Consider the following 13,236-nt stretch of genomic DNA (forward strand, 5'->3'; position numbering starts at 1 on the left):
CCCTCGTGCGTCGCGGAGGTGCGGCCCCGCGGAGGTGCGGCCCCGCGAAGCCGGTCCGGCAGGCTGTCGGTAAACGCACGGTTCGTACGGGCGTAGCCTCGGGCCTATGAACTCGTACGGATCCTTTCCCGGGGCGCGGCCGAGGCGGCTGCGGACGACTCCTGCCATGCGGCGGATGGTGGCCGAGACGCGGCTGAGTCCGGCCGATCTGATCCTTCCCGCGTTCGTGCGGGAGGGGATCGGCGAGCCCGTGCCGATCGCCGCGATGCCCGGGGTCGTGCAGCACACGCGGGACACCCTGCGGAAGGCGGCCGTGGAGGCGCTGGAGGCCGGGGTGTCCGGGATCATGCTGTTCGGTGTCCCGGCGGACGAGAAGAAGGACGCGGCCGGAACGGCGGGCACGGACCCGGACGGGATCCTGCAGGTCGCGATCAGGGACGTGAGGGCCGAGGTCGGGGACGATCTTGTGATCATGTCCGATCTCTGCCTGGACGAGTACACCGACCACGGGCACTGCGGCGTCCTGGACGCGAGCGGGCGGGTCGACAACGACGCCACGCTGGAACGTTACGCCGAGATGGCCCAGGTGCAGGCGGACGCCGGCGTCCATGTCGTGGGGCCGTCCGGGATGATGGACGGTCAGGTCGGGGTGGTCCGTGACGCCCTGGACACCATCGGCAAGGAGGACGTGTCGATCCTCGCGTACACCGCGAAGTACTCCTCCGCCTTCTACGGGCCGTTCCGCGAGGCGGTCGGCTCGTCGCTCACCGGTGACCGCAAGACGTACCAGCAGGACCCCGCGAACCTGCGCGAGTCGATGCGTGAGCTGGCGCTCGACCTCGAAGAGGGCGCCGACATGGTGATGGTGAAGCCGGCCGGCCCCTACCTCGATGTGCTGGCGAGGGTCGCCGAGGCCGTGGACGTGCCGGTCGCCGCCTACCAGATCAGCGGTGAGTACGCGATGGTGGAGGCCGCGGCCGAGAAGGGCTGGATCGACCGGGACAAGGCCATCCTGGAGACGCTCACCGGGATCAGGCGCGCGGGTGCGCGGATGATCCTGACCTACTGGGCCACCGAAGCCGCGCAAAAGCTCAGTCGAGCGGTCTGACGACTCCTCGGCAGGGACGGAACCGCAGCGCGGTTCCGTCCCCTTCGTCGTCGTGGGCGGTCAGGACGTGCCCGTGCCTTCCGTCCTCGCCGCGATGGAAGTACTGGGCGACACCGTCGTCGGACCGGGTGGTGCTGAGGGTGCGCACGGGCCCGTCCCGCAGGACGACGGAGCGTTCGTACCGATACCGGCCGGGCGGGCCCACCGAGATCAGGGCCTGGACCGAGTCGGCGATGGCCCGTTGGTTGGCCGGGTCGGCGGCGAAGGCGTGATGGGCGGCGGCGTCCGTCCACTGGGCGTAGTTGAGGATCGTCCGGCCGTCGGAGCCCGCCAGGCAGTAGCGGCCGAGGAACGCCTCCGGCAGCCGGGCCTCGGCCCAGGCGTCGATGACACCGTCCATGACGGCCTGCCGTCGCTCCTGGTCGGGCGTGTGCCACTGCGAGATGAGGATGAGGCCGGCGTCGGGACGGCCGAACTCGGGGAACGCGTGCGACTCCACTAAAACGTTAGTCATGTCTAACAGTTTCGTGTTCGGAAGCCGACCGTGCAAGCGCATTAACGGACGGTGAGCAGATCCGCGAGCCGAGACAGACCGTCCCCCGCGTGACCGGCGGCGACCGCGCGGTCCAGGATCGCCTGGAACGGCTCGAAGAGCTCGGTGCTGACGCCCTGATCCCGGAACGTCGTCAGGAAGTTGGGGAACGCGGCCTGGTTCACCGCCAGACTGGACACGTCGGTCACATGCTGTCCGCTGTCCAGGTCCCGGGCGATCCCCGGAACGATACCGAGCATGGCCGTGACCCACGGAACGAGCAGCTCCGAGAACTCCTCGGCGCTGATGTCCTCCGTACGGGCCAGGGCCAGCGCCTGGATGACGCCGACGAACATCCCGTACATGCCGGTCAGCAGACCGAGGTCGTGGAGCGCGGCGAGGCCGGGGTCGCTCCCCGTCCACCTGGTGCCGCCGAGGGCCGCGAGCGTGGCGCGGTGCGTCGCGTACGCCGCCTCGTCGCCGCTGTAGAACACGTACGCGTCCGGGCCGGCGATCATCTGCGGGACGGCCATGATGCCGCCGTCGACGTACCGGGCGCCCTGCTCGCCCGCCCAGGCGGAGAGCGCACGGGCCTGCGCCGGGGTGCCGTTGGTGAGATTGACCAGGGTCCGGCCCGCGAGCTCCTCGGGAAGTGAGGCGAGCAACTCGTCGACGTTGTCGTTGGACAGCAGGCACAGGACGACGAGCGGGCTCGCCGCCACCGCTTCCGCCGCCGATCCGGCGGGAAGGGCGCCCCGCGCCACCAGCGGGCCGGTCTTGGCGGGTGAACGGTTCCAGACGGTGACCCGGTGGCCCGCGTCCAGGAAGGCGCCGGCGAGGGCGCTGCCCATCATGCCGAGGCCGAGGACGGAGACCTGGGCCGAGGACGAGGCGGGCATGGTGGGCGTGGTGTGCGTGGATTCGGACATGGGGGTGCTCCAGGGACGGGAGAGGGAGGTTCGAGCCGTCGGGCGGCTCGTCGTCGATCCTTCTCCGCGGCGGTTCGCCCCACAAGTACCGACTTATTGGTCAGGTACGCACCGATTGGTAAGGATGGGCCGGGCGGCGCACCCTGGTAGTACCGCTGGAGGTGGTCCTCATGCACACACTCGTCGGATGGCACATCGAGATGGAGTTCCAGGAGGACGGTGACCGGACCAGAGCGGCCGCCATGGTCCGCCTCGGTGACGGAACCGAGTTCCGCGCCCAGGGCAAGGCGCACCGGCATCCCTCGGACCCGGAGCAGCTGCGTGTAGGGGAGGAGATCGCGGGGGCACGCGCGCTCATGGACCTCGCCTCGCAGCTGCTGCAGAAGGCGCACACGGAGATCGACGAGGCGTCGGGCAGGACGTCCCACGCCATTCGCTGATCCCCGCCCCCCGCCCGGCCCCGGCCGGAGGCGACTCGGAAGGCCCCGACACACTCGGAAGGCCCCGACACGAGGTGCCGGGGCCTTCGCCGTGAGCGGTGCTACGCCGGTCCTGTGCCGGCCCTGCGCCTGCCGAGGGTCAGAGACGCTCGGGGGTCCGGATGCCCAGCAGCGCCATGCCCTGGTGGAGCGTCCGGGCCGTCAGGTCGCACAGGAAGAGCCGGTTCTCCGCCACCTCTTGCGCGGGCGCCGGCTTGATGACGGGGCACTGGTCGTAGAACGTCGTGTAGAGCGACGCCAGCTGGTACAGATACGCGGCCAGCTTGTGCGGGGCGTACTCCGCGGCGACCTCCGCCAGCTGCTCCCCGAACTGGTCCAGGTGCAGGGCGAGCGCGCGCTCCGCCGGGGCCAGCTCCAGCTCCGGGTGCGCCACGGGCGTACGGTCGCCGGCCTTGCCGAAGATCGAACGGATACGGGCGTACGCGTACTGGAGATACACCGACGTGTCGCCGTTGAGCGACACCATCTGGTCCAGGTCGAACTTGTAGTCGCGCGCGGCGGACGTCGACAGGTCGGCGTACTTGACCGCGCCGATGCCGACGTACCGGCCGTTCTCCACGATCTCCGACTCGCTCAGGCCCACCTTCTCGGCCTTCTCGCGCACGACCGACGTCGCCCGCTCCACGGCCTCGTCCAGCAGGTCCACGAGCCTGACCGTCTCGCCCTCACGGGTCTTGAACGGCTTGCCGTCCTTGCCGAGGACCGTGCCGAACGCCAACTGGACGGCCTTGACGTCCTCGTTCAGCCAGCCGGCCCGGCGGGCCGTCTCGAAGACCATCTTGAAGTGCAGCGACTGGCGGGCGTCGACCACGTACAGCAGGGTCGTCGCCTTCAGGTTCCGCACCCGGTCCCGGATCGCCGACAGGTCGGTCGCCGCGTAGCCGAAGCCGCCGTCCGACTTCTGGACGATCAGCGGGGTCGGGTTGCCGTCCGGGCCCTTGACGTCGTCGAAGAAGACGCACAGCGCGCCGTCGGAGCGCACCGCGACGCCCGACTCCTCGAGGACGCGGCAGGTCTCCACCAGCATGTCGTTGTAGCCGGACTCGCCGACGACGTCCGCGTCCCGGATGTCCATGTCGAGCTTGTCGAAGACGGAGTAGAAGTAGATCTTCGACTCGTCGACGAACCGCTGCCACAGCGCGAGGGTCCGCTCGTCACCGGCCTGGAGGTCCACGACCCGCGCCCGCGCCCGCGTCTTGAACTCCTCGTCGGAGTCGAACAGCGCGCGCGACGCCTTGTAGAGCCGGTTGAGGTTCGACATCGCCTCCTCGCCGGAGACTTCTTCGCCGGAGGAGTGGTCCAGCTCGTGCGGGTGCTCGATCAGGTACTGGATGAGCATGCCGAACTGGGTGCCCCAGTCGCCGATGTGGTGGCGACGGACCACCGTCTCGCCCGTGAACTCCAGGATCTCGACCATCGCGGCACCGATCACCGCCGACCGGAGGTGCCCGACGTGCATCTCCTTGGCCACGTTCGGCTGCGCGTAGTCGATCACCGTCGTGCCGGCGTTCTCCGCGTACGGCACGCCGAGGCGGTCGTCGGCGGCGCGCGCGGCCAGGGTCCTGACGATCGCCTCGTCGGTGACCGTGATGTTGAGGAAGCCGGGGCCGGAGACCTCGATCTCCTTCAGCACGTCGTTGGCCGGGATCGCCCCGACGACCTTCGTCGCCAGCTCACGCGGATTGCCCTTGAGCTGCTTGGCCAGCGCCAGGATGCCGTTGGCCTGGAAGTCGGCCCGGTCGCTTCGTCGCAGCAGCGGATCGGCGGAACCGGCCTCCGGCAGGGCTGCCGAGAGACCCTCCGCGAGGTGCTGCTGCACGGTCGAAGCGAGGGAAGGGACCGAGGCCATGAGCTTCCGTTCCTGTATGTGGGGCGGGTGGGCTATTTCGCTTGTCAAGTGTCCCATGGGCGGGCAACGTGTTTTCTCCCCTGTGGACAACCTCGGAGTGCTCCTTTCCGTCTGGGAGAATGGCTGACGTAGGGCAGCAGTCTTCGAGGGAACCAAGGAAGAAGGACGTACCGACCGTGGCTCAGAGCAGCACCGAGACCGACTGGGTCTCCCGTTTCGCGGACGAGGTCATCGCCGAGTCGGAGCGACGTGCGCCTGGCAAACCGGTCGTCGTCGCCTCCGGACTCTCCCCCTCCGGCCCCATCCACCTGGGCAACCTCCGCGAGGTCATGACCCCGCACCTGGTCGCCGACGAGATCCGGCGCCGCGGACACGAGGTCCGGCACCTCATCTCCTGGGACGACTACGACCGCTACCGCAAGGTGCCCAACGGCATCCCCGGCGTGGACAAGGAGGGGTACGAGCAGCACATCGGCAAGCCGCTGACCTCCGTCCCCGCCCCGCCCGGCTCGCCGCACCCGAACTGGGCCGAGCACTTCAAGGCCGCGATGGTCGAGTCCCTGGCCGAGCTGGGCGTCGAGTACGACCCGATCAGCCAGACCGAGCAGTACACCGCGGGCACCTACCGCGAGCAGATCCTGCACGCCATGAAGCACCGCGGCGACATCGACGCGATCCTCGACCAGTACCGGACCAAGAAGGCCCCGGCGAAGAAGTCGCAGAAGCCCGTCGACGAGGCCGAGCTGGAGGCCGAGGAGGGCTCCGGCGCGGCGAGCGAGGACGACGGCTCGGGCGGCGCCGGCGGGTACTTCCCGTACAAGCCCTACTGCGGACAGTGCGAGAAGGACCTGACGACCGTCACGGCGTACGACGACGAGACGACCGAGCTGGCGTACACCTGCACGGCCTGCGGCTTCGCCGAGACCGTCAAGCTGAGCGAGTTCAACCGCGGCAAGCTGGTCTGGAAGGTCGACTGGCCGATGCGCTGGGCGTACGAAGGCGTGATCTTCGAGCCGTCCGGTGTCGACCACTCCTCGCCGGGCTCCTCATTCGTCGTCGGCGGCCAGATCGTCCGGCAGATCTTCGACGGCGTCCAGCCGATCGGCCCCATGTACGCCTTCGTCGGCATCAGCGGCATGGCCAAGATGTCCTCGTCGCGCGGCGGCGTGCCCACCCCTGCGGACGCGCTGAAGATCATGGAGGCCCCGCTGCTGCGCTGGCTGTACGCGCGGCGGAGGCCCAACCAGTCCTTCAAGATCGCCTTCGACCAGGAGATCCAGCGGCTCTACGACGAGTGGGACAAGCTGGAGTCCAAGGTCAAGGACGGGACGGTGCTGCCGGCCGACGCCGCCGCGTACGCCCGTGCCGCGCGCACGGCAGCCGGCGAGCTGCCGCGCACCCCGCGCCCGCTGCCGTACCGGACGCTCGCCTCCGTCATGGACATCACCGCCGGCCACGACGAGCAGACCCTGCGGATCCTGACCGAACTGGACCCGGAGAACCCGGTCACCTCCCTGGACGAGGTCCGGCCCCGCCTGGACCGCGCCGAGAACTGGATCACCACCCAGGTCCCGGCCGACCAGCGCACCATCGTCCGCGACGAGCCCGACACCGAACTCCTCGGCTCGCTCGACGACCAGGGTCGCGAGTCGCTGCGCCTGCTCCTGGAAGGCCTGGACACGCACTGGTCCCTCGACGGACTGACCACCCTCGTGTACGGCGTTCCGAAGGTCATGGCCGGTCTCGACCCCGAGGCCAAGCCGACCCCGGAGCTGAAGGTCGCCCAGCGCGCCTTCTTCGCCCTGCTCTACAAGCTCCTGGTGAGCCGCGAGACCGGCCCGCGTCTGCCCACGCTGCTCCTGGCCGTGGGCGCCGACCGGGTGCGCAAGCTGCTCGGCGCGTAGCCGGACACCGTACGCGCGAAGGCCGCCGCCCGGACTCCGGGCGGCGGCCTTCGCGCCACACCCCTACGGGATGTGGTTCTCCGCCATCTCCTGCTCAAGGCGCTCGCGCAGCCGCGGGTGCAGCTCACGCAGCAGCGAGGCGCTGCGCGGGTGGTGGATCCGGTACCGGTCGCTCAGCTGTATGTCCAGCTGCTCCACGGTCGGGAACTCCTGCTGCTCGTCGACGTAGTCCCACATCGCCTTGTACGCGGCGTCCGCGAACTCGTCCACCGACGGCTCCGGCTCGACGTACTCCGGATACACCTCGAACTGATCCGGACCCTGCTCGTGGCGCGGGCTCGGGACCGGCAGATCCTCCGGACCCTGGGGCACCGCCACCGGCGTCGGCTCCAGACCCTCCACGAACGTCGGGGCGTAGGCACCCTCGTACGCCTCGGGCGGCAGCTGCTGCGCCGCGAACCACGGGCTGTCATGGGTTGGGGGAAGCCCCTGCTGACCTGGCTGTCCCGGCTGCTGCGGCTGCCCCTGCTGTCCCGGCTGCTGCGGCTGCGCCGCCTGAGGAAGTTGGGGCGCCGACTGGGCGGGCGGAGGCTGCTGGAGCTGCTGGGCCAGCCGGCCATGCTGCGTCGGCTCGATCTGCTGGGCCGCGCTCGGCTGCGCCGGGATCAGCGCCGGCTCCACGCCCGCCGCCGCGAGCCCCGCCGCCGCCGTCTCCGCCAGCGGCACACCGTACTTCGCGAGCCGCAGCGGCATCAGCGCCTCCACCGGCGCCTTCCGCCGCCATGCCCGCCCGAAACGGGCCTGCAGCCGGGCCTGGTAGATCAGCCGGTCCTGCTCCAGCTTGATGACCTGCTCGTACGAGCGCAGCTCCCACAACTTCATCCGGCGCCACAGGCGGAACGTCGGGATCGGCGACAGCAGCCAGCGGGTGAGCCGCACACCCTCCATGTGCTTGTCGGCTGTGATGTCCGCGATCCGGCCCACCGCGTGCCGCGCCGCCTCCACGGCGACCACGAACAGCACCGGGATCACGGCGTGCATCCCCACACCCAGCGGGTCCGGCCAGGCCGCCGCGCCGTTGAACGCGATCGTCGCCGCCGTCAGCAGCCAAGCCGTCTGGCGCAGCAGCGGAAACGGGATACGGATCCACGTCAGCAGCAGATCCAGGGCCAGGAGCACACAGATACCGGCGTCGATACCGATGGGGAAGAAGTACGAGAAGTCGCCGAAGCCCTTCTCCACGGCGAGCTCACGCACGGCGGCGTACGAACCCGCGAAACCGATACCGGCGATGATCACCGCACCGGCGACCACCACACCGATCAGAATCTTGTGCGTACGTGTCAGCTGCACCGCGGCCACCCGCGATCCCCTCCCGTCATTCGACATCTCGCGGGCACAGCGTGGCACACGTGTGCGGAGCCCGGCCCTCGGGGGAGGGCCGGGCTCCGCGGAAACCTGCGTATTTGCGGGTGTTCAGGGTGAGTCGACGACTACGTGTTGGCCGCCGCGACCGCCGCCACGGCCTCCTTCGTGGCCTTCACCGCACCATCCATGATCGTCTTGGCGCTCGGGGTGGACGCCCCGTGGTACCCGGCGCCGTTGTAGGAGAGCAGCACGACGACGTTGCCTGTACGCGCCACGATCGACGCGTACCGGAAGTCCTCGCCCGTCTTGCGCAGTTCGTAGGCGACGGCCTTCGCCTCGTCGCCGATCCCCTCGGCGTCGGTCGTGCTCAGCTTCTTGGCGCCCTCGGTGGCCTGGAGCTTGGCCAGCTCCTTGCCGAGGCTCTGCCGCGCCCGCTCCTGGCCGCTGCCCAGCGCGACGTCGGAGTCGTAGCGGTAGATGGAGATGTCGAGCCAGCGGTACTGCGAGCCCTTGACACCCTTGTCGTCCAGGCCGTTCCACGAGCAGCCGCCGCGGCTGGTGAGATCGGTGGAGGAAGCGGCCGTACCGTTCTTCGTCTTCGCCTTGGGCACCAGGTCGGCGGTCGTCTTCGACGAGATCGACTTGCAGAAGTCGGGCAGCTTCGCGTACTTCGCCGGCTCGACCGTCTTCGTCGACTGCGTGGGCTGCGGGGTGGCGGAGGACGCCGAGCCCTTGCCCTGGTCCTTGGCCGAACCGGAACCGCCGTCGGAGTCCGAGGAGCACCCGGCGACGACGAGCATCACCGGGACGGCTGCGCAGGCGAGAATGCGGGTGAGTCGCGGGGCTGATCGGTGCATGGTTCCTTCAGTCGCTTGTCGTGCGGCCGGCCGCGTGTCGTACGGTCCGGCCGGCGGCCACGGTACGCCGACACGTTACGTGGTCGAGGTCCGCTCACGGAGCGGGTCCGGGCGGCTACTCCTCCAGCCGCTCCGCGAGCAGGCCGGCCAGATTCCGGGTCTTTTCCTGCAGCTCCCGGCTGTCGGGGGCCCCGGCGGAACCGGTCGCCTGTTCCAGGTATTCGACCGTCACGATGACGTTGGATGTGCGGAACACCACGCTCACGGTGCGGTGGCCGCCGCTGGATCCGGCCGTCGTGAGGGCGTCGTCGAGGAAGGCGACCTCGCCGAGGCCCTCCAGGAGGCGGGGCTCCAGACCGGTGGTGGAGCCGGGGCTGGGGGCGGTGGGCGCGGAAGGGTTCGCCGTTCCGGTGGCGGGGGCGCCGGTGCCGGGGGGAGCGGTGGCGGGCGTGGGGGCGACGGGGCTCGGCGTGCCGGTTTCCGTGCTGGGCGTACCGGTGCCGGTGCCCGGGCTCGGCGTCCCGGGCTGGGTCCGCGGGGGCTGGGGGAGGTCCGCCGCGGCCTGCTTGCGGTCGAACACCTCCTTCGCGCGGGCGTCGTCACTCGTCGCGGGGTCGTACGACACCACGCGCTCGATGTCGATGACCAGCCGGTGCGAGGCGTCGGGGGCGTCGGCCTTCCAGGTGCAGCCCACGCGGCGGTCGGTGTCGTACGTGACGGTCGCCGTGCCGCGGTACGCCCTGTCGCGCTCCGGGTCGGGCAGCGCGGCGGCGCCGGGCAGCAGATCCTTGAGGGTGGCCGGTGGGACGGCGCGGCAGGGCTCGAAGAGGGTGCGGTAGCGGCCGGGGGGTGCGACGGCGGTGACGGGGCCCGCCTTCGAGTCGACCGTGGCCTCGCCGTCGCCGCCGGTGGTCGCGGAGCAGCCGGTGAGGCCCGCCCCGATCCCGAGGACGAGGGCGGCGGCGGTGAGCGCCGCGGGCCGTGTGCGGCCGGTGCGGCCGGGTCCGTACGCCTGTCGCTGCACGCTCCCAGGCTCCCTTCTCCCGGGGCCCTGCCCCGAAAACTGTTTGCCGCCGGATGTCGGCCGATGGACACAATGTGTATCGCACGCACTGCCGTCGATGCCGGTCCGTCGTCACCTATACGGGCCTTGGTGCCGGTTTTTGCGTTATCAGGCTTTTCGGGGGAATCGAGGAAGTATGTCGTACGTAGAGGTGCCGGGCGCCAAGGTCCCCATCCGGATGTGGACCGATCCTTCCACGGTGGAGGGCGGCGCCATGCAGCAGCTCCAGAACGTGGCCACGCTGCCGTGGATCAAGGGTCTGGCCGTGATGCCGGACGTGCACTACGGCAAGGGTGCGACGGTCGGCTCGGTGATCGCGATGCACGGGGCGGTCTGTCCCGCGGCGGTCGGTGTGGACATCGGCTGCGGGATGTCGGCGGTGAAGACGTCGCTGACGGCGAACGACCTGCCGGGTGACCTCTCGCGACTGCGGTCGAAGATCGAGCAGGCGATTCCGGTCGGGCGGGGGATGCACCGGGACGAGGTGGATCCGAAGCGGCTGTACCAGTTCCCGACGGCGGGGTGGGACGACTTCTGGGCGAGGTTCGACGGGGTCGCGGACGCGGTGAAGTTCCGGCGGGAACGGGCCGTTCTGCAGATGGGCACCCTCGGATCCGGCAACCACTTTGTGGAAGTTTGTATCGATACATCCGGTTCGGTGTGGCTCATGCTGCACTCTGGGTCTCGGAACATCGGCAAGGAGCTCGCCGAGTACCACATCGGCGAGGCGCGGAAGCTGCCCCACAACCAGGGTCTGATCGACCGTGACCTGGCCGTCTTCGTGGCGGACACCCCGCAGATGGCGGCGTACCGCAACGACCTCTTCTGGGCGCAGGAGTACGCGAAGTACAACCGCGCGATCATGATGGCGCTCTTCCAGGAGGTCGTCCGGCGGGAGTTCCGCAAGGCGAAGGTGGCCTTCGATCCGGTCATCTCCTGCCACCACAACTACGTGGCGGAGGAGCGGTACGAGGGGATGGACCTGCTGGTCACCCGTAAGGGAGCGATCCGGGCCGGCTTCGGCGAGTTCGGGATCATCCCGGGCTCCATGGGCACCGGCTCGTACATCGTGAAGGGTCTCGGAAACGAGGCGTCCTTCAACTCGGCGTCGCACGGGGCCGGCCGCAGGATGAGCCGGTCGGCGGCGAAGCGGCGCTTTTCGACGCGGGACCTGGAGGAGCAGACGCGGGGCGTGGAGTGCCGTAAGGACTCCGGGGTCGTGGACGAGATCCCGGGCGCCTACAAGCCGATCGAGAAGGTCATCGATCAGCAGCGTGACCTGGTCGAGGTGGTCGCGAAGCTGAAGCAGGTCATCTGCGTGAAGGGTTGACGTCACGCGGGATTCGCCGAGAAGGGGCCGGTGCGGTGCGCCGGCCCCTTCTCGGCGCTCGACCTCACAGCTCGCGGTGGACCTTGGTGTTGGAGGCCTGGGCGCGGGGGCGGACGACCAGGAGGTCGATGTTGACGTGCGAGGGGCGGGTGCAGGCCCAGGTGATGGTGTCGGCGACGTCGTCGGCGGTGAGGGGTTCGGCGACGCCCTCGTAGACCTTGGCGGCCTTGTCGGTGTCGCCGCGGAAGCGGGTGGTCGCGAACTCGTCGGTCTTCACCATGCCCGGGGCGATCTCGATGACGCGTACGGGGGTGCCGACGATCTCCAGGCGGAGGGTCTCGGCGAGGACGCGGGCGCCGTTCTTGGCGGCGACGTAGCCGGCGCCGCCCTCGTAGGTGGAGTGGCCGGCGGTGGAGGAGAGGACGACGACCGTGCCGTCGCCGCTGGCGGTGAGGGCGGGGAGCAGGGCCTGGGTGACGTTGAGGGTGCCGATGACGTTGACCTCGTACATCTGGCGCCAGTCGTCGGGGTCGCCGGTGGCGACGGGGTCCGCGCCGAGGGCGCCGCCCGCGTTGTTGACCAGGACGGCGATCGTGCGGAAGGCGGTCGCGAAGGTGCGGACGGCCTCGCGGTCGGTGACGTCGAGGGCGTACGCGGTCGCCTGGTGGCCGGTGTCGTTGATCTCGGCGGCGAGGGCTTCGATCCGGTCCTTGCGGCGGGCGGTGAGGACCACGCGGTATCCGGCGGCGGCGAGCTGTCTGGCCGTGGCCGCGCCGATTCCGCTGCTCGCTCCGGTGACGACGGCGATGGGGGTACCGGCGGCAGTCATGGCGTGCTCCTCGCGCGTGGGTTCGATGACGTCGATCGCGTGGTCAGGATAGGTGTCGGGGCTGTCAGCGGGCGCGGGGGGCGTACATGATCACCGCCATGCCGGCGAGGCAGATCAGTGCTCCGGTCACGTCCCAGCGGTCGGGGCGGTAGCCGTCGGCGATCATGCCCCAGGCGATCGAGCCGGCGACGAAGACTCCGCCGTAGGCGGCGAGGATCCGGCCGAACTCGGCGTCGGGCTGGAGGGTGGCCACGAAGCCGTAGGCGCCCAGGGCGAGGACGCCGGCGCCGATCCAGATCCAGCCGCGGTGTTCGCGGACGCCTTGCCAGACGAGCCAGGCGCCGCCGATCTCGAAGAGGGCGGCGAGGGTGAACAGGGCGGCGGAGCGGGCGATCAGCATGCGGTCAGCCTGCCACGATGACACGCTGACTGATGGGTAGTCAGAACATATGGGGAGTAATGGGTATCTTCAGGGCATGAGTGCGATGCGCAAGGCTCTCCTCGGTGCGGCCCTGGTCGCCGCGGTGGTGGTAGCGGCGGGCGAGACCGCCCGTGCGGTGGGTCCGGAGGTCCTGCCCGAGGCGGATCTCGCCCACCATGGTCATGTCTCCCTGTGGGAGGGGCGGCTCGGTGTCCGGCTGGTGAGTGAGAATCACGGGCCTTCCCATGTCTCCCAGGCGACCGTGCGGCTCGCCTTCTCCGAGCGGCTGGCCGCCGGTCAGGAGCTGCCGTCCTCCTGCCTGTGGGGCGGCGACCGGGTCGTCGTGTGCCGGACGGGTGAGCTGCGGGCCGCGGGGGCGCCGGGTGAGCTGGCGCTCGATCTGCGGACGGCGGGCTCGCCGGACGAGATGACCGTCACGATCGACACCGTCTGGAGGGACGGCTCCACCGACCGGAACCCGAAGAACGACCGGCACTCCGTGCTCGTCCTGGCCACGGGTGACGCGTACGTCTTCTGAGGGCGGCT

Annotated in this window: 13 protein-coding genes; 5 read left to right on the forward strand and 8 right to left on the reverse strand. The window is 70.1% G+C overall.

Annotation, left to right across the window (positions count from 1 at the left end; translation table 11 throughout):
• Positions 1–106: 106 nt before the first annotated feature.
• Positions 107–1,108, forward strand: coding sequence for a porphobilinogen synthase (gene hemB / locus ACWDX6_RS14045; protein WP_451485187.1), 1,002 nt, complete (start codon positions 107–109; stop codon positions 1,106–1,108).
• Here the strand turns inward: hemB and ACWDX6_RS14050 are convergent.
• Both ACWDX6_RS14050 and ACWDX6_RS14055 read right to left on the reverse strand, forming a co-directional pair.
• Entirely contained in the window at positions 1,092–1,622 is a 531-nt protein-coding gene (locus ACWDX6_RS14050; RefSeq protein ID WP_451485188.1) for a hypothetical protein, read from the reverse strand. The two genes, hemB and ACWDX6_RS14050, sit on opposite strands and share 17 nt — an antisense overlap.
• A gap of 41 nt (positions 1,623–1,663) precedes the next feature.
• Positions 1,664–2,569, reverse strand: coding sequence for an NAD(P)-dependent oxidoreductase (locus ACWDX6_RS14055; protein WP_451485189.1), 906 nt, complete (start codon positions 2,567–2,569; stop codon positions 1,664–1,666).
• 170 nt (positions 2,570–2,739) lie between these two features.
• On the opposite strand from ACWDX6_RS14055, the gene ACWDX6_RS14060 reads away from it, so the two are divergent.
• Positions 2,740–3,009, forward strand: coding sequence for a DUF1876 domain-containing protein (locus ACWDX6_RS14060; protein ID WP_451485190.1), 270 nt, complete (start codon positions 2,740–2,742; stop codon positions 3,007–3,009).
• A gap of 139 nt (positions 3,010–3,148) precedes the next feature.
• On the opposite strand, the gene argS is transcribed toward ACWDX6_RS14060, so the two are convergent.
• Complete coding sequence (gene argS, locus ACWDX6_RS14065; RefSeq protein ID WP_451485191.1) at positions 3,149–4,918, reverse strand: arginine--tRNA ligase; 1,770 nt, start codon at positions 4,916–4,918, stop codon at positions 3,149–3,151.
• Between the two features lie 119 nt (positions 4,919–5,037).
• On the opposite strand from argS, the gene lysS reads away from it, so the two are divergent.
• On the forward strand, positions 5,038–6,822 hold the full coding sequence (lysS, locus tag ACWDX6_RS14070; RefSeq protein WP_451485192.1) for a lysine--tRNA ligase: 1,785 nt from the start codon (positions 5,038–5,040) through the stop codon (positions 6,820–6,822).
• Between the two features lie 63 nt (positions 6,823–6,885).
• Here the strand turns inward: lysS and ACWDX6_RS14075 are convergent, their stop codons facing one another.
• From ACWDX6_RS14075 to ACWDX6_RS14085, 3 genes are all read right to left on the reverse strand, one after another.
• The gene (locus tag ACWDX6_RS14075) at positions 6,886–8,184 is read right to left on the reverse strand and encodes a DUF2637 domain-containing protein (protein WP_451485193.1); all 1,299 of its coding nucleotides are present in this window, start codon (positions 8,182–8,184) and stop codon (positions 6,886–6,888) included.
• Positions 8,185–8,315: 131 nt separating this feature from the next.
• Positions 8,316–9,047, reverse strand: coding sequence for a DUF3558 domain-containing protein (locus ACWDX6_RS14080; protein WP_451485194.1), 732 nt, complete (start codon positions 9,045–9,047; stop codon positions 8,316–8,318).
• Between the two features lie 115 nt (positions 9,048–9,162).
• Complete coding sequence (locus tag ACWDX6_RS14085) at positions 9,163–10,071, reverse strand: DUF3558 domain-containing protein (RefSeq protein WP_451485195.1); 909 nt, start codon at positions 10,069–10,071, stop codon at positions 9,163–9,165.
• Between the two features lie 175 nt (positions 10,072–10,246).
• Here ACWDX6_RS14085 and ACWDX6_RS14090 point away from each other — a divergent pair, with 175 nt between their 5' ends.
• Positions 10,247–11,440, forward strand: a complete 1,194-nt coding sequence (locus ACWDX6_RS14090) for an RtcB family protein (protein WP_451485196.1) — start codon at positions 10,247–10,249, stop codon at positions 11,438–11,440.
• A 64-nt stretch (positions 11,441–11,504) separates the two neighbouring features.
• Here the strand turns inward: ACWDX6_RS14090 and ACWDX6_RS14095 are convergent, their stop codons facing one another.
• Positions 11,505–12,269: an SDR family NAD(P)-dependent oxidoreductase gene (locus tag ACWDX6_RS14095; RefSeq protein WP_451485197.1), complete on the reverse strand. Its 765-nt coding sequence runs from the start codon at positions 12,267–12,269 to the stop codon at positions 11,505–11,507.
• Between the two features lie 64 nt (positions 12,270–12,333).
• On the reverse strand, positions 12,334–12,669 hold the full coding sequence (locus ACWDX6_RS14100) for a YnfA family protein (protein ID WP_451485198.1): 336 nt from the start codon (positions 12,667–12,669) through the stop codon (positions 12,334–12,336).
• 76 nt (positions 12,670–12,745) lie between these two features.
• Here ACWDX6_RS14100 and ACWDX6_RS14105 point away from each other — a divergent pair, with 76 nt between their 5' ends.
• Complete coding sequence (locus ACWDX6_RS14105; protein WP_451485199.1) at positions 12,746–13,228, forward strand: hypothetical protein; 483 nt, start codon at positions 12,746–12,748, stop codon at positions 13,226–13,228.
• The last annotated feature ends 8 nt before the right edge of the window (positions 13,229–13,236 follow it).

The organism is Streptomyces sp. NPDC003027, from assembly GCF_053591435.1.

What these genes read in the sequence shown, in the direction of transcription:
- hemB (WP_451485187.1), top strand. Translation starts at nt 107, where the DNA reads ATGAACTCGTACGGATCCTTTCCCGGGGCGCGGCCGAGGCGGCTGCGG.
- ACWDX6_RS14050 (WP_451485188.1), bottom strand. Translation starts at nt 1,622, where the DNA reads ATGACTAACGTTTTAGTGGAGTCGCACGCGTTCCCCGAGTTCGGCCGT.
- ACWDX6_RS14055 (WP_451485189.1), bottom strand. Translation starts at nt 2,569, where the DNA reads ATGTCCGAATCCACGCACACCACGCCCACCATGCCCGCCTCGTCCTCG.
- ACWDX6_RS14060 (WP_451485190.1), top strand. Translation starts at nt 2,740, where the DNA reads ATGCACACACTCGTCGGATGGCACATCGAGATGGAGTTCCAGGAGGAC.
- argS (WP_451485191.1), bottom strand. Translation starts at nt 4,918, where the DNA reads ATGGCCTCGGTCCCTTCCCTCGCTTCGACCGTGCAGCAGCACCTCGCG.
- lysS (WP_451485192.1), top strand. Translation starts at nt 5,038, where the DNA reads ATGGCTGACGTAGGGCAGCAGTCTTCGAGGGAACCAAGGAAGAAGGAC.
- ACWDX6_RS14080 (WP_451485194.1), bottom strand. Translation starts at nt 9,047, where the DNA reads ATGCACCGATCAGCCCCGCGACTCACCCGCATTCTCGCCTGCGCAGCC.
- ACWDX6_RS14090 (WP_451485196.1), top strand. Translation starts at nt 10,247, where the DNA reads ATGTCGTACGTAGAGGTGCCGGGCGCCAAGGTCCCCATCCGGATGTGG.
- ACWDX6_RS14095 (WP_451485197.1), bottom strand. Translation starts at nt 12,269, where the DNA reads ATGACTGCCGCCGGTACCCCCATCGCCGTCGTCACCGGAGCGAGCAGC.
- ACWDX6_RS14100 (WP_451485198.1), bottom strand. Translation starts at nt 12,669, where the DNA reads ATGCTGATCGCCCGCTCCGCCGCCCTGTTCACCCTCGCCGCCCTCTTC.
- ACWDX6_RS14105 (WP_451485199.1), top strand. Translation starts at nt 12,746, where the DNA reads ATGAGTGCGATGCGCAAGGCTCTCCTCGGTGCGGCCCTGGTCGCCGCG.